The organism is Rahnella sp. CFA14(1/10) (assembly GCF_004195095.1).
GTDB classification, from domain to species: Bacteria; Pseudomonadota; Gammaproteobacteria; order Enterobacterales; family Enterobacteriaceae; genus Rahnella; species Rahnella perminowiae.
The window spans coordinates 17,342-37,271 of sequence record NZ_SEWS01000003.1; the positions used below are offsets into that span (position 1 = coordinate 17,342).

At 50.4% G+C, this 19,930-nt stretch carries 15 protein-coding genes; 5 read left to right on the forward strand and 10 right to left on the reverse strand.

The window, feature by feature from the left end; all coding sequences use genetic code 11:
• Positions 1-31 precede the first annotated feature (31 nt).
• A complete protein-coding gene (locus EVX52_RS06780; protein ID WP_129990927.1) occupies positions 32-949 on the forward strand; it encodes a glycyl-radical enzyme activating protein in 918 nt (305 codons plus the stop codon).
• A gap of 55 nt (positions 950-1,004) precedes the next feature.
• A complete protein-coding gene (gene pduF, locus EVX52_RS06785) occupies positions 1,005-1,814 on the forward strand; it encodes a propanediol diffusion facilitator PduF (RefSeq protein WP_129990928.1) in 810 nt (269 codons plus the stop codon).
• Between the two features lie 69 nt (positions 1,815-1,883).
• Here the strand turns inward: pduF and EVX52_RS25725 are convergent, their stop codons facing one another.
• The 3 genes from EVX52_RS25725 to EVX52_RS06800 all read right to left on the reverse strand — a co-directional run bounded on the left by EVX52_RS25725 (position 1,884) and on the right by EVX52_RS06800 (position 4,965).
• Positions 1,884-2,357, reverse strand: a complete 474-nt coding sequence (locus EVX52_RS25725; protein WP_129990929.1) for a BMC domain-containing protein — start codon at positions 2,355-2,357, stop codon at positions 1,884-1,886.
• A 308-nt stretch (positions 2,358-2,665) separates the two neighbouring features.
• Positions 2,666-3,718 (reverse strand): response regulator, encoded by a 1,053-nt coding sequence (locus EVX52_RS06795; protein ID WP_129953709.1) that lies wholly within the window; start codon positions 3,716-3,718, stop codon positions 2,666-2,668.
• Between the two features lie 17 nt (positions 3,719-3,735).
• A complete protein-coding gene (locus EVX52_RS06800; protein WP_129990930.1) occupies positions 3,736-4,965 on the reverse strand; it encodes a PocR ligand-binding domain-containing protein in 1,230 nt (409 codons plus the stop codon).
• A 272-nt stretch (positions 4,966-5,237) separates the two neighbouring features.
• Here EVX52_RS06800 and EVX52_RS06805 point away from each other — a divergent pair, with 272 nt between their 5' ends.
• Positions 5,238-5,885 carry a hypothetical protein gene (locus EVX52_RS06805; protein ID WP_129990931.1) on the forward strand — a complete coding sequence of 216 codons (648 nt, stop codon included), beginning with the start codon at positions 5,238-5,240 and terminating at the stop codon, positions 5,883-5,885.
• On the opposite strand, the gene EVX52_RS06810 is transcribed toward EVX52_RS06805, so the two are convergent.
• The 4 genes from EVX52_RS06810 to EVX52_RS06825 form a co-directional block, all read right to left on the reverse strand.
• Positions 5,877-6,923 (reverse strand): LacI family DNA-binding transcriptional regulator, encoded by a 1,047-nt coding sequence (locus tag EVX52_RS06810; RefSeq protein ID WP_129953706.1) that lies wholly within the window; start codon positions 6,921-6,923, stop codon positions 5,877-5,879. The two genes, EVX52_RS06805 and EVX52_RS06810, sit on opposite strands and share 9 nt — an antisense overlap.
• 30 nt (positions 6,924-6,953) lie before the next feature.
• The gene (locus EVX52_RS06815; RefSeq protein WP_129990932.1) at positions 6,954-8,363 is read right to left on the reverse strand and encodes a sucrose-6-phosphate hydrolase; all 1,410 of its coding nucleotides are present in this window, start codon (positions 8,361-8,363) and stop codon (positions 6,954-6,956) included.
• Positions 8,360-9,733, reverse strand: coding sequence for a sucrose-specific PTS transporter subunit IIBC (locus EVX52_RS06820; protein WP_129953704.1), 1,374 nt, complete (start codon positions 9,731-9,733; stop codon positions 8,360-8,362). Before EVX52_RS06820 ends, EVX52_RS06815 begins: the two co-directional genes overlap by 4 nt.
• 73 nt (positions 9,734-9,806) lie before the next feature.
• Positions 9,807-11,387 (reverse strand): carbohydrate porin, encoded by a 1,581-nt coding sequence (locus EVX52_RS06825; RefSeq protein ID WP_129953703.1) that lies wholly within the window; start codon positions 11,385-11,387, stop codon positions 9,807-9,809.
• Positions 11,388-11,637: 250 nt separating this feature from the next.
• On the opposite strand from EVX52_RS06825, the gene EVX52_RS06830 reads away from it, so the two are divergent.
• Together EVX52_RS06830 and bamA are read left to right on the forward strand one after the other, a co-directional pair.
• The gene (locus EVX52_RS06830) at positions 11,638-12,570 is read left to right on the forward strand and encodes an aminoimidazole riboside kinase (RefSeq protein WP_129953702.1); all 933 of its coding nucleotides are present in this window, start codon (positions 11,638-11,640) and stop codon (positions 12,568-12,570) included.
• Between the two features lie 221 nt (positions 12,571-12,791).
• Positions 12,792-15,215, forward strand: a complete 2,424-nt coding sequence (gene bamA / locus EVX52_RS06835; protein ID WP_129990933.1) for an outer membrane protein assembly factor BamA — start codon at positions 12,792-12,794, stop codon at positions 15,213-15,215.
• Between the two features lie 211 nt (positions 15,216-15,426).
• Here the strand turns inward: bamA and EVX52_RS06840 are convergent, their stop codons facing one another.
• The 3 genes from EVX52_RS06840 to EVX52_RS06850 all read right to left on the reverse strand — a co-directional run bounded on the left by EVX52_RS06840 (position 15,427) and on the right by EVX52_RS06850 (position 19,683).
• Positions 15,427-15,813 (reverse strand): methionine-R-sulfoxide reductase, encoded by a 387-nt coding sequence (locus tag EVX52_RS06840; RefSeq protein WP_013578081.1) that lies wholly within the window; start codon positions 15,811-15,813, stop codon positions 15,427-15,429.
• A 314-nt stretch (positions 15,814-16,127) separates the two neighbouring features.
• On the reverse strand, positions 16,128-17,162 hold the full coding sequence (gene dctP, locus EVX52_RS06845; RefSeq protein WP_129990934.1) for a TRAP transporter substrate-binding protein DctP: 1,035 nt from the start codon (positions 17,160-17,162) through the stop codon (positions 16,128-16,130).
• Positions 17,163-17,310: 148 nt separating this feature from the next.
• Entirely contained in the window at positions 17,311-19,683 is a 2,373-nt protein-coding gene (locus EVX52_RS06850) for a TonB-dependent receptor domain-containing protein (protein ID WP_370278324.1), read from the reverse strand.
• Positions 19,684-19,930 lie beyond the last annotated feature (247 nt).

Genomic DNA, 19,930 nt, shown 5'->3' on the forward strand with positions numbered 1-19,930 from the left:
ATAACCTGTGGCGCTGATGGCGGGTAAAGTTATGAATAAAGTCGATTACGAAACGGAAGGCGTATTATTTAATATTCAGCGCTATTCTCTGCATGACGGACCGGGTATCCGCACCATTCCTTTTTTTAAAGGCTGTCCGCTGGCCTGCAAATGGTGCAGTAATCCGGAATCACAACATCCGCAACCGGAATTATTATTTAAAAAGAGTGATTGTATTCGTTGCGGTAAATGTATTGAAGTCTGCCGGCAACAGGCATTATCCGTTAATAACGCTTCTTTTATAGATCGTGAACGGTGTATTGATTGTGGTAAATGCACCCAGGTCTGCCCGACTCAGGCACTGGAAATGAAAGGTAAACGCATGACGGTGGCGGAAGTGATGCGGGAATTGCAGAAAGAAGAAAATTTGTACCGGCGTTCAGGTGGCGGGATCACGCTCTCCGGCGGAGAACCCCTGGCGCAGCCTGCGTTTGCCCGGGAATTGCTGAAAGCCTGTAAGGAGAAGGGCTGGCACACGGCGATGGAAACGACCGGCTTCGCCACAACCGAGGTAATTGCTGACGTTTTCCCTTATGTCGATCTGGCGCTGACTGACATCAAGGCGATCAACCCGGCAGTGCATCAGGCCAATACCGGTATGGATAACCGCCAGATCCTGGAAAATCTGTTACGTATTTCTTTCATGACAAAAACCATAGTGCGTATACCGGTGATCCCGGGGGTGAATGATAATATGGAAGAAATACGTCATATCGTGAAATTTGCGCGACTGATGTCCCATGTCGATACCTTGCATTTATTGCCGTATCACGCTTTTGGCGAAAATAAATATAGTCTGCTTGGGCGTATTTATCCGATGGGGGACGTGGAAAGTATTGCTGGATCCAAAATGGAATTATTAAAAAAAGAAGTGGAGTCGTCTGGTTTTCATTGCCATATCGGCGGCTGAGTTTCCGGTCAGGATATTCGGCTTTTCAAAAATATAATCAAAATAAGGTCGTTGTATGCATGATTCAGTGAAGACGCCATGTATTGCGGAATTTCTCGGTACCGGCTTATTTTTGTTTTTCGGCATCAGTTGTCTGGCAGCAGTGAAAGTGGCGGGGGCCAGTTTCGGTTTGTGGGAAATCTGTATTGTGTGGGGGCTGGGGATTTCACTGGCCGTCTATCTCACGGCGGGCATTTCCGGCGCACACCTTAATCCGGCGATCACGATAGCCTTGTGGCTGTTTGCCCGTTTTCCCGCGCGTAAAGTAATACCCTATATTATAGCGCAGGTGGCTGGCGCTTTCGGTGGTGCGCTGCTGGCGTACATGTTCTATCACAACTTGTTTGTTAATTTTGAAACCGCCAATCATATGGTGCGCGGCAGCGTGGAAAGCCTTCAACTGGCCAGTATATTCAGTACCTATCCGTCGGCGGCGATAAGCGTGTGGCAGGCGGCGTTTATTGAAATGGTTATCACCTCAATTCTGATGGGGCTGATTATGGCGCTGACCGACGACGGTAACGGTGTGCCGCGTGGTCCGCTGGGGCCGTTGCTGATTGGCATTTTGGTCGCCGTTCTCGGCGCATCAACCGGCCCGCTGACCGGTTTTGCCATGAACCCGGCGCGTGATTTTGGCCCTAAATTGTTCAGCTTCTTCGCGGGCTGGGGCAACATCGCCATGACCGGTGGTCGCGACATTCCTTATTTCCTGATCCCGATTATTGCCCCGGTGATCGGTGCCTGCCTGGGCGCTGCGGTATATCGCCTGTGTATCGGTAAAAACCTGCCGGGAAACGCACCGGTGGCGGATGTCGCCAAATCTTAGGCTTTTCTAACCCAACCAATAAAAAACGGCGGTGCAGTGGCATCGCCGTTTTTTATGTGCAGGTAACGCTTATTTTCTACGGTTGCCGCGACGGGATTTTTGGCTTTTGTTCACGATGACCGGCGCTTCCTCTTCCTTCTTCACTTCTTCCTGAAAATCCATGCATGAGTACGGAGCTGGCGTTGCTTCCACATTAACCACGGGTATGCTTTGCGGATCTTTCTGCGTTGTGAACGTAGATTTAGCGGGCGTCATGCCGGTGGTTTCTGTGGAATAAATCATGCTTTCAAGATATTGCGCCGTGCGGGCAATCACCTTGTGCGCAAAGACGGTGCCGACTTTGCTGGCTGCCATCACTCCCGCCGCGACGGCCGCGTTGACTGCGCCGACTTCGCCTGCCAGTTTGACGGTAACCAGACCGCCGCCCTGAGTGAGTTCATAACCGACCAGCGTGACGTGCGCGGATTTCATCGCGGCATCCGCGGCTTCCACCGCAGCGGCCAGACCGACAGTTTCAATTAATCCCAAACTTTGTCCGGGCATAGATCGCTCCTGTTACCAGATTCATAGTGAAGTGCGTCGTGCACTCTTTCAGGTGTTCCCGCGTAGTGTCTGTGTTTTTCGGTTTTTTCCAGGGGAAAATGTTGCGATAAACATGGCCGTCGCAGACGGCCTGACGGTAACGCGGGTCGAGGATCCTGCAACAGATACGCTCTGAAGTTGTGTCACGTTGTTCAACGGCTCACCTATGGTAGAGGCGGCCGGTGAAAGCGACGTACACTATCTTGCGGACAGGGGGGATTTTTTTGCCCTCACGCTGAGTGCGCGTACAGAATTAACCGGTCTGCGCATTAAGCAGGTACAGGCGCGACGATTTTACGAAAATCAGACGGGGCCATACCGGTTTCCTTTTTGAATATCCGGCAGAAATAGTTGGCATCCTGCCAGGAAAGCTCCAGCGCAATGGTATTGATCCTCAGGTCACTGCACTGAAGCAGCGATTTGGCAACGTTTATCTTGCGGCCGGCGATGTAGTTTGAGAAACCGGCGCCGGTCATTTTCTTAAACGCCCGGCTCAGATAACAGGAACTGACAAAGGATCGTGCGGCAATGTCGTCGAGCGTCAGGTTATCAAGAATGTTTTTTTCGATGTGGAATTTTGCGCGATCGATAAAGCTCATCGAGCCAGTGAAGTGCTTAAGTGCATGGTCGAAAACCGTTTCCCCGATGCTCAGCAGCCGGGACATGATGCGGTAGTAGGTGCTGGCGGAAATACCGGACTGGCTGATTTCCTGGATTAGCGCCGTCACTGTCTTTGCCGCTGGCTGGCCTTTCTCCCCCCATGATATGAGGTGCTGATGCATTAATTCGAGCACATCTGTCAGTATTTTGCGCTGGCTTATAGCGGATGGCGTGGCAGCGCAGGTGTTATCCAGTGCGTCAAACAGGAAGTTATGCCACTGAGGATAATCGCAGCGTTCGATCATCGTACCGACGGTTTGTTTCAGCGCCCGCGACGCCACAATGTCCACATCACTGACGTCGAGGGTTTTACGGATGGCATCGGTCAGGGTGCTTTTCTTCACCGGTTTCAGCAAATAATCATCCACTTTCAGGTTGAGCATGCTGCGCACAAGATCAAAATCATCGTTGGCCGTGGTGACAATCACTTTGGTACTGGCGCTTTTGGTCCGCAGATATTCAATCACCTGATTACCATTGGGTAGCGGAATATTAATATCGACCAACATCATGTCGATTTGATCAAGCTTGTCGATCAGCTGGATGGCTTTCTTGCCGGTACTGGCTTCATGTACTATGGAATTACCGACGGACTCAGACACAATCCGCCGCAAAGATTCAGATTCAATGAGTTCATCTTCTACAATCACAATATTGTACATGCTCACGTCTCCGTTTATCAGGCTTGCAGCATGGGGAATTTCAGGGTGATGGTGGTTCCCCTTTGTGGCTGATGGAGGCTGGAAATGCCCAGTCCATAGCTTTCACCAAATAACAGCTGAAGCCGGTTTTTTATATTATTAATACCGATGCCGCCTTTCTGGCGATTTTCATCACCGGATAAAATGTTGGCAATGTCGGCTGGTGAAATACCGTCGCCGTTGTCGGTCACCTGCAGAATGACATCATGCCCGTCGTCATTGGCGCTGATGCGTAGCCAGCTGGGGGTGTCACGCGGTTCGACGACGTAATTGAAAAAATTCTCGACCAGGGGCTGCAATATCAGAAACGGGCAGACGACTTCCGCATACTTTTCAGGAATATCGCACTGATAATCAAAACGGTCATTCATGCGCACTTTCTGAATCGACATATAACTGGTGACATAATTAATTTCATGCCGCAGCGTAATCAGGCCATGATTACTTTTACGCAGCAAATAACGCATCATGTCCGAGAAGTCATGTACCATGTTTTCTGTCCGCTGAGCATTTTCCAGATATGCCAGGCGGCCAATGGTATTTAATACATTAAAGAGAAAGTGCGGGTTAATCTGATATGACAGGGCTTTAAATTCTGCCTCATGCAGTGAACGTTCTGTTTCCACTCTTTTACGTAATTCGTCAGTAAGTTCCAGATCTTTCCTGTGCAGTTCGCGCTGAATATTATTGGTATGCGCCTGTTCCACCAGATAAGAAGAGACGTGCAGTAACGTGGAGGCCGTAGATTCAAAACGATCATATGGCATACGTTTAGCGTCCTGATGTAAATCGATCAGCCATGCATTCTCTTTCCATATTTGGTTGTTATCGAGGATATAAGGAATGGTGCGCTCTTTCTCCTCCTCGACTTTCACCTGACCGGAAATAAATGCCCCGAGATAATGATCGTTTATCATGATCGGCACGGCGAACTCAACAAACCCGCAGTAGCAGCGGTAAACCACCGGTTTTCCGGCCCGCATAGCGGCCCGTCCACCGGCATTATCACTTTTGTAACAATGCGTTGCCAGAGATGGGTTACACCTTGAACGGGCGCAAAAATCTGAAAAACCACTCGCCTGCGTGACCGGCACACCATCCTGATCGACGACGACTAAAGCAATCATCATTGATTTACTGAAATTATCCTGGAGGGTTTGAAGTCTTTTTATATCAAGAAACTCATGCAATTTATATTTGTTATTCATTACGATTACCTGTAGTGGTAATTGAAATCATTCACTATATCAATATACAGGAAATCATCTGCGGGTATTTTGAAACCCGTCACAGCGGAACAAATTTAATTAGCCGAGGATGTTAACTTACATGAGGTTATGTTAATTAATACGGAAGTTAGGGCAGTAAGCGGAGAGAGCAGTACAGGAGTGGCAGGACCTGATTTTTATTGGTGCAGTCTCTGAAGGAGGATGATAAAATTACGGGAGGACAATGATATGTAGAGCATAAGGAGATCAAAATGCCATTTTTTCCGCCATTCAAAAAGCAGTTTGAGGAAGGGGATTTGGTTTACGGGATGCATGAGCAAAGGGGGATGTATTCTAATAAATTCGAATTTTTCAAAAATTCGGCTACCCCTAAGAATATTTCAACGATAGACCAATATGCCGCGACAAAGGTTGAACAGACGCTCCAGCATAAATACGAGAGAGTAAAGCCTTTAAAGCAGGCTGACTATTTGCGTACGTTATCCTCTCATTCAAAATATAAAACAATATGTGAGGCCCAAGGTTTTAATATGAATGGCAGAGCAGTACATCATCACCAGGTTATTGGGAGAAAGTGTAAGGCAGGATTATTTTGGGTTTCTACGTTACAGGATAATACCACGGTTCATTTTATTCTTGATGAAATAGATTTGAATATGGTGGCAGAAAAGTCTCATCCGAGGGATCAGCACGGGAGATCTTTCACGGGCGTGGAGTTAAGATGGATATATCGAAACAGGCATAATCCTCAGGTAATGAAAAAGATCCAGTTCTGGTTAAAAGGTTCTCCGACTGTACCACCCTGGGCGAGTGATAACAGCGGGTTCTGGCAGCAATATATTCCTCGCTCAGAACCAGACTGGTCAGCATCGTTATCGAGATTATTTCATTTAGCGTAGCGGTAGCGTTCCATAATTAATCTGTGTAAAAGGCGGGGAGCGCCAGTGCAATTTAGGGGTTAAAAAGCATTGCGGCTGTTCTACGGGTTGTTCATTCATCAGCCCACTTATCATACTAAAGCAGTGCATGGCCAGTTCACGGCAGTCCTGTGCGACCGTGTCAATTTTCACAGACAGGGAGTCATAAAGGTAATGGTCGTCAAAACTGCACAGGTGGATATCACTCTCCAGCAACTGATGCTGGCTCATATATCGCAAAACACCTTCCATCAAGCCACATGACGCAACGAAGAGGGCTTTGGGCGGGCGTCCAAGGCGGGCACAAAGTTGCGCAAACATTTCATAACCGGAGCTGGGATGGTAATTACCATACAGAACCCAATCGGGATTCAGGCTGACACCTGCACGTTGCAGCCCAAGCTGATAACCCGCGAGACGGTCACGGGTCGGTGAAATTCGCGGCTGTCCACCGAGAAAATAAAACTCATCACGCTGGATTTGGGCTATCCGGGAGACCAGCTCTGCTGAAGATTCTATGGCTTCACAGACAACCATAGGGAGCTGTGTGTCCTGCATATGGCGGTCAAATAAGACTACGGGTAATTGCTGACTGATTTTTACGTATTCCGCATCACTGAGCATGCTTGATGCCACAATAAGCCCGTCGACCTGCCGCTGAATAAGGTTATTAACAACCATCGTTTCCTGGCTGGTATTTTCATCCGTACAGGCAATCAGCAACTGCATGCCGTTCTCACGACAAAGCATTTCAAGTTCGTTAGAGCAGGCGGCAAATCCATAGTTGGTCATTTCCGGCACCACCAGCCCAAGCGTGAAGCTGCGGGTGACATTGAGCGAACGGGCGTGAATGCTCGGCTGATAATGATGTTCTGCTGCCACGGCGAGTACCCGATCCCGGGTGAGATCGGAGATACGAAACTTCTTGCTGTGTCCGTTAAGCACCTGGCTGGCAGTCGATTTCGACACGCCAGCCAGTTCGGCTATGCCACTGATAGTGATGCGTTTGGTCTTTTTCACTGCGCCATATTCTGTTATCCGAAAGGGCATTTATTCTATCACGCATTCAGCCAACGACCAGTGGCGCAGCGCAATCTGATGAGAACCCCGTACGGTCAGTTGGGCAGGTAAAGCAGGGAAATAGCGTGAGGACATCACAGCTTCCCCGTCATTAATGAAAATCTCAAGGCTCGACGCATCGCTTAATACCGTCAGCTTGTGCAGCGCGCCGCGCCAGACACGGTGTTCCGGCAAACCACTACGCCGGTTTTTTCGTGTTAAACGCAGCCATTCTCCGTCGAAGCTGAGCGTCATGTCGCCACCTAAATCCGCACTGAAAGCGTGTTCAGTGATAATTTCCGTCTCGGCTTTTGTGATGTCCAGATGAGGGCAATCGTCGGCAGTTCCCTGCCATGCCTGCTCATCACGACGGAGTTGTTGCAGTTCCCGTGCCGGTTTTTGCATGATTTTACCCGCCACCATCGTCAGTTCGCGCGGGCAGGTCATTGTATGCAGCCAGCCATTTTGTATTGTCGGCTGGAAAAATTCATCACTGTCCGGTATTCCCATCCACCCGATGAGCAGGCGTCGCCCGTCATCCGTTTGCGTAGTTTGCGGCGCATAAAATTCGAACCCCAGATCTAACTCAGTGAATTCGCCGTGCTCAAGGGTCGCATTGTCGTAATCAAGTTGCCCGACAAAATAACCCGACTGGAACGTATTCAGATAACGGTCAGATTCCGCCGCTAAACCTTGCGGACAGCAAATCAGAATGTCGTTATCGCCCAGCCGGAATAAATCCGGGCATTCCCACATGTAGCCGAATTCACCCAGCCCGTGTAAACCTGAACCGGCCATTTCGCCGAGAAGATCCCAGGCTAATAAGTTGTCGGATCGTAACAATAATACTTTGCCCTGAAGGTTAAGATCCTGAGCCCCTAACACCATGTACCAGTGGTTTTCATGTCGCCAGACTTTGGGATCCCGGACATGTCCGGTATAACCTGCCGGCAGGGAGAGTACCGGGCCGGTTTTATCAAACTGGCCCTCTGTGTTTTCGCGTGCCAGACATTGAAATGCCGTGCGGCTGCCATCGGGATATTTCACATTACCGGTGTAAATGAGTGTCAGCTGGCCGTTATCGGTCACGGCTGAACCGGAATAGCATCCATGGGTTTCGAATTCTTCTGACGGCACCAGCGCGAGCGGTTCATGCTGCCAGTGAAGCAAATCTGCTGAGCTCCAGTGCCCCCAGAACTTGGCACCGTGCTCGCAGGCCAGCGGATTCCATTGGTAGAATAAATGGAAACGTCCGTTATGCTGGATAAAACCATTCGGGTCATTGAGCAACCCGACCGGCGGCGCGAGATGCCAGCCGGGACGATAAGGATCTGCCGCCGCGTTAACCTGACCCGCCACCACGCTGTGCAGCGCTTTTTTCAGCAATCCGGCTTCCGTCATTTTTCACTCTCCGTGTTGTATTTGAGCAGCAATGACAGCAGGAATGCGCTGCCAAAGGCAATCACCATCCCGATCAGATAGCTGAGAATCGAACTGGATTGCACGATGGCCAGCCCCGGAATACCGGTCAGACCAACCGCTGTCATATTGACATGCATTGCCACCACCCAGGCACCGCCGAGCGCACCGCCTGCCAGCGCCGCGAGGAAAGGTTTCATAAAGCGCAGGTTGATACCAAAAATTGCCGCTTCGGTGATGCCCAGCATCGCGGAGAAGGCCGAAGGCACCGCAATGGCTTTAATTTTCGCATCACGCGTTTTGAAATAGACGGCAAGACAGGCCCCGCCTTGTGCAACGTTGGCCATCGACCAGATAGGCAGCAGGAAATTCACGCCGATATGCGGATTCCCCAGCAAACCCGCTTCAATTGCATGGAAGCTGTGGTGAATACCGGTGATCACGATAACTGAATACAATCCGCCGAACACCAGCCCTGCCACCCAACCGGCATGGGAGATTAATGTGCTGAGAATAAACGAAATACCGTCACCGAGCGCACGACCCGCAGGGCCGATGATCAGGAAAGCGATAAAACCGGAAATGATGACCGTCAGGAACGGTGTCAGGATCAAATCCAGTGCATCGGGGATCACTTTGCGCAGGCGTTTTTCAATGAAGCTCATGAACCAGACGGCCAGTAAAACCGGGAAGACCGTGCCCTGATACCCGATCATCGCAATCTCAATACCAAAGAAATTCATGGTATGGAAACCACTGGCAACACCCCAGGCATTGGTCAGCGCCGGATGTGTCAGAATACCGCCGAGGGTGGCACCGAGGAACGGATTGCCACCAAATTCCCGTGCGGCAGTAAAACCAATCAGGATCGGCAGAATGATAAATGCCGCCGAGCTGAACATATCAAGCATGATAAAAATCGCGCTCTCAGGGTTGGCCCAGCCGTAGGTCTTCACCATACCGAGCAGCCCCATCAGCAGGCCGGACGCGACGATTGCCGGAATAATCGGCACAAAGATATTCGACAGTACGCGCGCAAGTCTCTGGAAGGGATTGAGTTTCCGTGCCGCAATATCGGCGGCTTCGGATTTACTTGATTCGCTGATACCGGCCACTTTAATAAACTCGGCGTACACCTTGTTCACTAACCCTGTACCGAAAATGATCTGAATCTGTCCGGCATTGCTGAAACAGCCTTTTACGCCTTCCACTTTTTCGATAGCACTTTTGTTGATCAGACTGTCATCTGCCAGCACCAGGCGCAGACGTGTGGCACAGTGTGCCGCGCTGGCAATATTGTCCTTCCCACCCAACAGCGGAAGCAGCTCAGTCGCGATTGCATTGATGTTCATAGAATCCCTTAATTTATCATTATCGTTAACGCCCGGTTAGGCCAGGCGCTTTTTTTGAATCAAACCCTGCTGTTTAGAACCAGGTTTCCATCTGGATGCCGAAATTCCACTGTCCGCCCGCTGTAAAGCCATCAGTACCAAAGGAATCGCTGGAGGAGTAACTGTCAAGTTCTTTGCTCCAGTCCATATAGGTGGCGAAGAAGCGTATTTCAGGACGGCTCAGCATGTTGCTGATATCGCCCACCTTGAAAGTCGGTGCAAAGGTTAGTTTGTAGAAACCCCCTTTCACTTTGTTGTAATCGCTGTAACCTTGCGGATCGAGATCCATATACTGATAGCTGCCTTCATACGCCAGCTCGAAATTCTCAGTAATTTGCTGGATCAGCCGGGTATTAAACGTCAGCCATTTATAGTTATCTCCGGAGACATAGCGGTCTTTACTCTGCTGAGCCAGAACAGCCGGTGCGATGCTCCAGTTTTTGCTGATCGGCGTGATACCGTATGTGGCCAGACGAAGCGTACTGGCATCGTCAGTCAGATGTCCGTCAGAGCCCAGTGCTTTCACCTCTGCTCCCAGCCCGTGACCATAAAGTAGTGCTGTTTTGGATGTCCCTTCACGCAGGCCGTAAAAACTGTCGCCGTGGTACGCCAGCAGGGTATGGAAGCCGGTATCCGCCGCATTGGTGACCCCCCTGGTGCCGGTATTTTCGCGATCCTGATTGTTTTTGGCCCGCAGCCCGCTTAGCATCCACTGGAAAGGCCCGGCATAGTTATTGGCCGTAACAATGTAATTCTCGATGCGGGTATCATCGCTATTCTTGTCTTCAAGATCGTCAAAGTTTCTTCCGTAGAGCGAGAAGTTACTTTTCAGGTTCTCCCCCCATTTAACGTCGTAAATCCCGCCGCCTGTGCCTGCCAGGAAGATGATGTCGGAATCAAGCCAGTGAATGTCGAAATTATCGCGGTCAAAGCGCTTACCCGCCCAGAGGGTGGAATCTTTCCAGGGGCCGCTGAACGTGGGTAAAGAACCGAGTTCAACAAAGGCCTGACGGATATTTAATTCACTGGTGGCTGCGGTCCAGTCGTTGTAGCTGCGCTGACCATCAGCCAGCATGACTTTGTAACGGGAGGTCGCGCCGCTGGCCATCGTCTGGTTATGCTCCAGATTCAGCTCGACGTAGGTATTATTTTCATTGCCCAAACGTCCTACCGCACCGCCAGTTTGCCCGGCAGGCGTAACATAAGGACCACTTTCTGTTGAGGTCCCCGAATCATTCATGATCACGCCTGAACGTGCATATCCCGTAAATTTGAACCCGCTGTTATCACTGCTGTTTTTATTGTTGTCAGCGACTAACGTTTCAGTACGTTTAGCCACCTCTGCTGTTTTTTGCCCGGTCGTCTCAACATCCTTCGCCACGAGCCGTGTCTGTTGTTCATTACTGGTTGTGCGCGCTTCCAGTGTTTTGACCTGCTGTTCAGCTTCAGTGGCACGTTTCTCTGCTTTGGCGGCGCGGTTTTCGGCGACTTGTAGTCTTTTTTCTAACGCGGCAAAGCGGGCTTCAATGGCACTGGCTGAAATATCGGCGCCCTGGGCGGTGCATGACAAAATTAATCCAATTGCAACAGCAAGATAGCGGGGTTTCATCATCATTTTTATCACTCAGAAGAGGTTTAATTATTATGGGGAAAACTGTTTAGCTAAATTGCTAAACTGGTTTTCCTGAGCACAATAAGCATTCGCATGGCATGCAGGCAATGAATTTTTAAGGTCTTGTCGTGGGATTGTGATCTTGCTGGCAAAATATTCTCTAAGCCTGAAATTTCATTTGCACTTGAATAGCTAAACCGGTTCTTCTATTTTATCACCAGACGATTTATCAGGATTTAAAAAAGGAATGAAGATGACTAACCGGGTTTGGGTATTGGGCGATGCCGTGGTGGATCTGATCGCTGAAGAAGATGGCCGCTTATTAAAATGTCCGGGCGGGGCACCGGCGAATGTTGCCGTCGGGATCCGCCGCCTCGGAGGTGACAGCGCATTTATCGGACGTGTGGGTGACGATCCGTTCGGAAAGTTTCTGCGAAAAACACTCAGTGATGAGGGGGTGAATATTGATTGTATGTACCTTGATGCTCATCACCGAACCTCCACCGTCGTCGTGGAAAACGATGCTGACGGAGAGCGAACCTTCACATTTATGGTACGTCCGGGCGCTGATCTTTTTCTGCAGCCCAACGACATCCCGGCTTTCAAGCCCGGGGATTTTTTACATTTATGCTCGATAGCGTTATCTGCGGAACCTTCACGTTCTACCGCCTTTCTGGCTATGGCAAAAATGAAAGCAGCAGGGGGGTATATTTGTTTTGACCCCAATATCCGGCATGACTTGTGGTCTGATGAAGGCCTGTTGCGTGACAATCTTGCCCGCGCCTTGTCGCTGGCTGATGTGATTAAAATCTCAGAGGATGAGCTGGAATTTCTGACGGGTGAAGCGTTGTTATCAGAAGGGGTACTGCGCCTGTGCGACGTGTATAAACCCGAACTGCTGTTGGTCACGCAGGGGAAACAAGGGGTTTCGGTCTACCGGAAATATAATGCGGGTCTGAAACACTACCCCGCGCCCGAAGTGAAGGCTGTGGATACCACCGGCGCCGGAGATGCATTTGTTGCCGGATTGCTGGCCGGACTGGCGCAACACTGGCCGCTGAGGTCGGACAATGTCTGGCAATCTATTATCCGGCAGGCACTGGCATGCGGGTCACTGGCCACCACTGCCAGAGGCGCAATGACCGCATTACCCGATAGCGATACCTTAAAGGCATTTTCGTCTTAAACCGGGTCCGCGCCCGATGAATTTACGCGGACTGCAACTGTTCTTCCGGCGAAAAGAATGTAAGTAATGCGTAATCCAATGTCATGTTTTACGAAAATCAAAAGTTAGCCGCTGAACCTCGCCTATATCTCACAGTCTGTTAGCGAGGTTATTTCTTCTGATAGCAAAATCTTTTGTTAACAGGAATTTTTGTGAGTTGAAAAACGGCGAGCACGGATCACATGACAATGAAAAAATTACTCTTAGCGTCGCTGCTGTTCAGCAGTGTCCCGGTTTTTGCTGCCGGCGGGTTTGTTGTAAAAGACATTCACGTCGAAGGATTGCAGCGGGTCACTGTGGGTGCGGCGTTGCTGAGCATTCCTGTGCGCGTGGGAGATACGGTATCCGATGACGATATCAGCCAGACGATCCGTGCATTGTTTGCGACCGGCAATTTTGACGATGTGAAGGTGCTTGAAGATGGCAACACGCTGATTGTCCAGGTGAAAGAACGGCCAACGATTGCCAGCATTACGTTCTCAGGCAACAAAGCCATAAAGGATGAAATGTTGCAGCAGAACCTGGAAGCCTCAGGGATCCGCGTCGGGGAAGCGCTGGACCGCACCACCATTTCGTCGATTGAAAAGGGGCTGGAGGATTTTTATTACAGCGTCGGCAAATACAGCGCGAGTGTTAAAGCGGTGGTGACGCCGTTGCCGCGTAACCGCGTGGACGTGAAACTGGTCTTTACCGAAGGTGTGTCGGCAAAAATTCAACAAATCAATATTGTGGGCAATAAAGCTTTTACCAGTGACGATTTAATCGCCCATTTCCAGCTGCGCGATGAGGTGCCGTGGTGGAATGTGATTGGCGATAAAAAATATGAAAAACAAAAATTGTCAGGTGATTTAGAAACACTTCGCAGTTTTTATCTCGATCGCGGTTATGCCCGTTTTAATATTGATTCCACCCAGGTCAGTTTAACGCCGGATAAAAAAGGAATTTATATTACCGTCAATATTACCGAGGGTGCGAAATATACCGTGTCCGGCGTGGTGGTGACCGGTGATATGGCCGGACATTCTTCCGAAATTGAAACACTTGCCACTATTCCTGCCGGTGAGTGGTATAACGGCGCGAAAGTCACCACAGTGGAAAGCGATATCAAAAATCTGCTGGGCCGCTACGGCTATGCCTATCCGCATGTCACGACGCAAAGCGACATTAATGAAACGGATAAAACCGTGAAACTGCGTATCAGCGTGGATACCGGCAACCGTTATTCGGTGCGACGCATTCGTTTTGAAGGTAATGACACCTCGAAAGATGAAGTGTTGCGGCGTGAAATGCGCCAGATGGAGGGCGCATGGCTGGGCAATGATCTGGTGCAAAAGGGCAAAGACAGGCTGAACCGTACCGGCTATTTCGAGTCGGTCGATGTGGATACGCAGCCGGTACCGGGTTCACAAGATCAGGTTGATGTGGTTTACAAAGTCAAAGAACGCAATACCGGTACATTCAACGTGGGTGTGGGTTACGGCACTGACAGTGGCATCAGTTATCAGCTCGGTGTGACGCAGGATAACTGGCTGGGCAGCGGTAATACGGTCAGCTTTAGCGGTACACGTAACGCTTATCAGACTTATGTCGAAGTCTCGACGACTAACCCGTATTACACCGTTGATGGTATCAGCCTCGGCGGTAAAGTGTTCTACAACCATTACGACGCAGAAGATAACGATCTGGCGGCGTATAACCTGCAAAGTTACGGCACGGGCGTGAATCTCGGTCTGCCGGTCAGCGAAAATAATACGCTGAATCTGGGGCTGGATTACGTTCACAGTACGCTGAGTGATATGGAGCCGCAGGTAGCGGTCTGGCGCTATCTCAATGCCAGCGGCGTACAGCCGGGGCTGGTGACGACGTCTACCAGCAGTGATGCACAACTGAGCACCAATGACTTCTTCGCCAGCGCCGGCTGGGCGTATAACGATCTTAACCGCGGCTTCTTCCCGTCATCCGGCACGCGCGCCAGTCTGGTAGCAAAAGTCACCACGCCGGGCTCGGACGACAGCTATTACAAAATCACCTTCGATGCCAACCATTACATCCCGCTGAGTGACAAATCGGACTGGGTATTAATGGGCCGCGCCAAAGCCGGTTATGCGGCAGGCATTGGCAGCAACGAAGTGCCGTTCTACGACAACTTCTACGCGGGCGGCTCCAGCTCGGTTCGCGGTTTCTCCTCCAACACCATCGGGCCGAAAGCGGCGTATTACAAATGCAGCAGCGCTGACAACTCGTATTCCACCTGTCCGGTGACCAAATCGACTGATGCGGTGGGCGGTAATGCGATGGCGATTGCCAGCGCGGAACTGTATGTGCCGACGCCGTTCATCAGCGAGAAATACGCCAGTTCGGTCCGTACATCATTATTTGTCGACTCCGGCACGGTGTGGGATACAAAATGGAAAAATACCTCAGCGACCGAAGCCGCGGGTATTCCGGATTACAGTGACCCGACACATATTCGTGTTTCCAGTGGTATAGCGCTGCAATGGCAATCCCCGCTTGGCCCGCTGGTATTCTCTTATGCGCAGCCGCTGGTGAAATATGAAGGGGACAGCGCTGAGCAATTCCAGTTTAATATCGGTAAGACGTGGTGATAATAAATCCGTCTTACAAAGTTATTACTTTTTACAGACGCAATGAGAATAGAAAATAAATCATATTCAATTATAATGCCGGCATGATGTTTATTGAGCAACCCTTAGGGTAAAACATCATGCCATTATAATATTGTTGGAGTTCTTTCTTTTAAGGGCTGCCCCTGTGCGGCCCTTCTTTTTATGGGTTTATCACATCAGAAATAAGCGATTATTCTGCTTTGTGGTAATTTCCCTGCGCGTCGGCACTTTCAAAAATCATTGAAACGGAGTTTACACAATGGCGCAGATTCTTCTCGGTCAAATATTCTCCCTCAAAGACATGCCCCAGATGTGCCTTACAGTTCGCACAAACAATTTCTGTTCTGCGGCCATCGGCATCCGGTACACGTTCTACCGCACCCGGAATTTCATCGTCGAAAGCTGGCCAGCCGCAATGGGATTCGAATTTGTGTTCTGAGGAATACAGCGGCGCAGAACATCTTTTACAGACGTAGCGGCCCGGTGAAAAGTGGTCGTTATACTCACCGGTATTCGGGCGCTCTGTCCCTTTGTTTTCGATGACAAAACGTTCAAAATCATTCAGTTCTCTGTTCATTATCATTGCTCCTGGCAGGTGACATTGCAACTTTATAGTGTAGCTCTATATTGGGGCGATATATCAAGCTGCAAGTGCCCTTACGCCAAACCGTGCTGTTTCACACCATCGCCCGGCGACGGCGGCAGCGTGATACGGGTTTCAAAATCAGTCTGTTGCACAGGGTGATCAGATCAGCCTGCGCCGACTACAGAGAACGCGGCTCAGCCAGTACCGGCAGATAATACAGATGGCGTCAGCGCTGCTTCAGAGAACCTGATAATCAGAATGGGATCCTGGCAGGGGATCCCCTCCTGCCGCAGAATAAGGCATTTTTACTTCATCTCTTCTTCCATGACTTTACTGACTTTTTGCAGGGTGGATGCGACATCCTTAACACCAGCGGCTTCCTGGTTCTTCACCCAGTTGGCCTGGATGTCCTGATAGCCAGTCACTTCCTGCCAGTACGTGACTTCACTGTGTTGCAGAACGCGGACATTTGCACCGTCTTTACGCAGGGCATCCAGTTGCGGTTCAACGCTGTGATCCATCATCGAACCGGCAACTTTATAAGCGGTATTAGCGGCGCGTGTGATGGCGTCCTTATCTTCCTGCGCCAGTCCGTTCCAGACTTTATGGTTCATCACCAGAAGGTAAAGATGACCCAACCACAGTTCTTTCGAGACTATAACCTCCGGTGCCATCTTCTGGATTTTCAGATCATAACCGCTGTCAATGTTGACCAAAATGCCGTCGAGTTTACCGGTCTTAAATGCATTTACCGTTTGTTCGCCCCACGGTGTGGTCACTGGGGTCGCGCCCGCATTACGCAGGAAGTTCTGATGCCAAAAACTGGCTGAACACCAAGCGGTGCCTTTGATATTCTGCAGTTTCTCCAGCGGATGTGTGCTGAAAAAGGCCACCGGATAACCTGTTGAGAGAAAAATATCTACCACACCATTCTTTGCCAGTTCAGCGGGGAAGGCTGGGATTTCGGCGTATACGCGGCGGAAGAACGCTATCTGTTTATCGCCGGATGGCCCTGTCGGAAAACTTTTGAAAAGCTGATGCAGTGGTAACTCTTTGGCGGTATATTCCGGCACCACAATGCCAATATCTGCATTGTTTCCTTCGCGCACAGTGCGCAATGCATCGTAGCCGGTAGAGAGTTCGCCACCCCAGTGCTCTTCAATTTTCAGGCGCCCATGGGATTCTTTTTCAATCGCCGGAAATAATACATCTTTGATAAAGCGGGTGCGCATTGCGCCCAGCGGTTCGTGATCGGTGTATCGCAAGGTCGTGGCAGAAACAACCGCCGGTAACAAGAGTAAAGCGAGGGCAAGTGCCAGAGGTTTTCTGATTAAGTCCATGTAATCTCACATTTCGGTTGGGTAAAACCAGAGTTTATCTGCTGAACCCCAATGTGGACGTGCGTGAAAACAGGTTATTTGCGTAAAATTAAAAAAGCGTCATGTTTGCACATGACGCTCCTGATTTTGCCCGGTTGAGTATTATCGGTTAGAAATCGACGTTCACACCCAGCTGGAAGCTGCGCCCCGGCATCACGGCCAGCGCTTTATTGTATTCATCCTGATTAGTGGTTTCGGTCAGCGTACGGCTGCTCAGGTAATCCCAGTATTTGCGGTCGGTGATGTTGTAAACACCGCCGCTGAGCTTGACGTTCTTCGCGACTTTCCAGTAGGCCGTTGCATCCACCATACCGTAACCCGGCACATTCATGTATTCGGTGGTGGAGCCGGTGATTGGCGTACCGGCATTGGTATAGCTCTGTCGGCTGGTCGCTTCGGCTTTTTTGCCTTTCACGAAGGTTGCCGTCAGGGCGGTTCCGTAGACGCCGGATGGCGCATCCCATGCCACGCCTGCCACAAATTTCATTGGCGGTACGCTGTCGAGATCCACGTATTTGTCACCGTCGTAGCTGGATTTCGATTCACCCTTGGCATAACCCAGTGCGAAGGTGGTGCTCAGGCCATCAACGCGGCTAAACCAGGTGCCGTAGTTAATTTTGGTACTCAGATCGCCACCGTAGATAAACGCTTCATCGCGGTTTTCTGCCTGATAAATTGTATAGATATTGGATGGCACGTTGGTGAACATACCCGGGCTGCCCGCGCGGGTGTAACGGGTATTAGCAATGAAGTTTTTGTAGGTGTTATAGAAGAGGGAAGTCCTGAAGGTCACGCCTTCCGTGGCTTCGCCTTTCATACCCCATTCAAAGTTATTGCTGGTTTCGGTTTTCAGGTCAGTGTTACCGATCAGCGCATACTGACCACGTCCTGCATAGTTAGAACCGAGGTTCCAGGAACCGTAAAGCTGGCTGGCATCCGGGAACTGCGCGCCGCGCTGGTACTGCAGATAAGTCATCAGTTTAGGGGTGATGTCATAGGTGAAGGCCAGCGATGGCAGAGCCTGCGTATCGGAGTTGGCTTTACCGTACAGGGTGGAAACCTGATCTTCAGAAACGATGCTGTTAGACAAGTCTGACAGATTTTGTGCCTTGGTATTCTGATATGCGACACGCACCGCAGGCACTACAGAGAAGTTATGGCCGCCGAGGTCAAACTTAACGGTGTCTTGCAGGAAGCCGCCGAGGATATACGTCCGGCTGTTGGCTTCCGGTTGCATGATGGTCGTGAAAGCACTTTGGTCCGGGCTTTCGCGGAACGGACGTTCGGTGTTGGACACGCGACCGTTGATACCGGCACTTAACTCATGGCGACCCAGCGTTTTCAGCCAGCTGGTTTCTGCGCCGTAGGTGTTTACGTCGTAGTTCGAGTAGACATTCATCATCTGCTTGCTTTCGTTTGGCAGATAAGTGTTGTCGTGCGCCTGAGTATATTGGTAATAGACTTTCGAGACGATGGCATCCACGTAATCGTTGAACGGCGTCCATTCGTCTTTCAGGCTTGCACCCCAGCGGCGGGTGTTACTTTGCTGCTGTGCGGTGCCGAGAATCGCGCTGCCCGCGTTGTTCCAGGTATCGTAATGGGTGTGGTTTACTTTTTCGTAGTAATCAAGGGTGCCGGTGACTTTATGGGCGTCATTAGGCTGCCAGATTACCGACGTCATGATGGCGTCAGAGTGCCAGTTGGCCGGATACGCATCCAGCGTTCCGCTGTTGTTGCTGGTTTCCTGACCGTCGCGGCGGCTGATGGCGATCAGGCCACGCAGGGTTTCGTCACCGGCGGCAGCGGTGATGCCGTTGTGCCAGGAACGGTCTGAGGAATCATAATCAGACTGGTAACCGAAATAAGTTTCCTTGCCCGGACGCAGGTAATCGTCGGCAGATTTTGGCAGGAAGGAAACGGCACCACCGATTGAGGTGTTGGCACGGTCGGCTGATGTGGCACCGGATTCAATATCCACCTGACCATAAATATACGGGTCAATGTAATCACGGCCAATACCAAAGGTATTCAGCCCCGCACGACTGACGTAGCTGCGCCCGGTGGCGCTTGGCTGCGGAATACCGTCGACATCAATGCCTACGCGGTTGCTTTCCAGGCCGCGAATGTTATAGCCGGTATAACCGCTACGGTCAAAACCGCTTTTGCCGTTGCCGGAGCCGCCACTCGCGCCGGTCGCGGTGATCAGCGGCTCATAACGCATAATAGTCCCGAAATCATTACCGCCTTTGCGCTGCATTTCGGCTGCTGTGAGGGTGGTTTTCGAACCCGGTTTTTTATCCGGCATCGTTTCGGTGACCGTCATGACTTCTTCATTGTTCTGCGCCAGATCCTGAGCTGTACGCACCGCCGGTTTTTTTTTGATGGCTTCAGAAGATTGCGTATTGTTTGCGGTGAGATCGGTATTGTCTTTCACGGCTTCCGCTGCATTTACATGAAATGTGGTGGTGAGAATCGTCCCCATGAAAATGACGTTTTTCACTAAACCCTGCTGTGTAAAGGATGTGAACATTTGTTTTTGTCCTGCACTAATTTTTAGAGTTCTGCTCGCATTTACTGCCTTTCGACAAAACAGACGCACTGGTCATCTGCATTCAATTCTTCCCTGAAAAAGCCATTATCCTTATAAAGTATGGGCTTACCTGGCGTCAGCGCCCATCCCGGCTTTTTGAGAATGATAATGATACTGATAATTGTTATCAACAAAATGA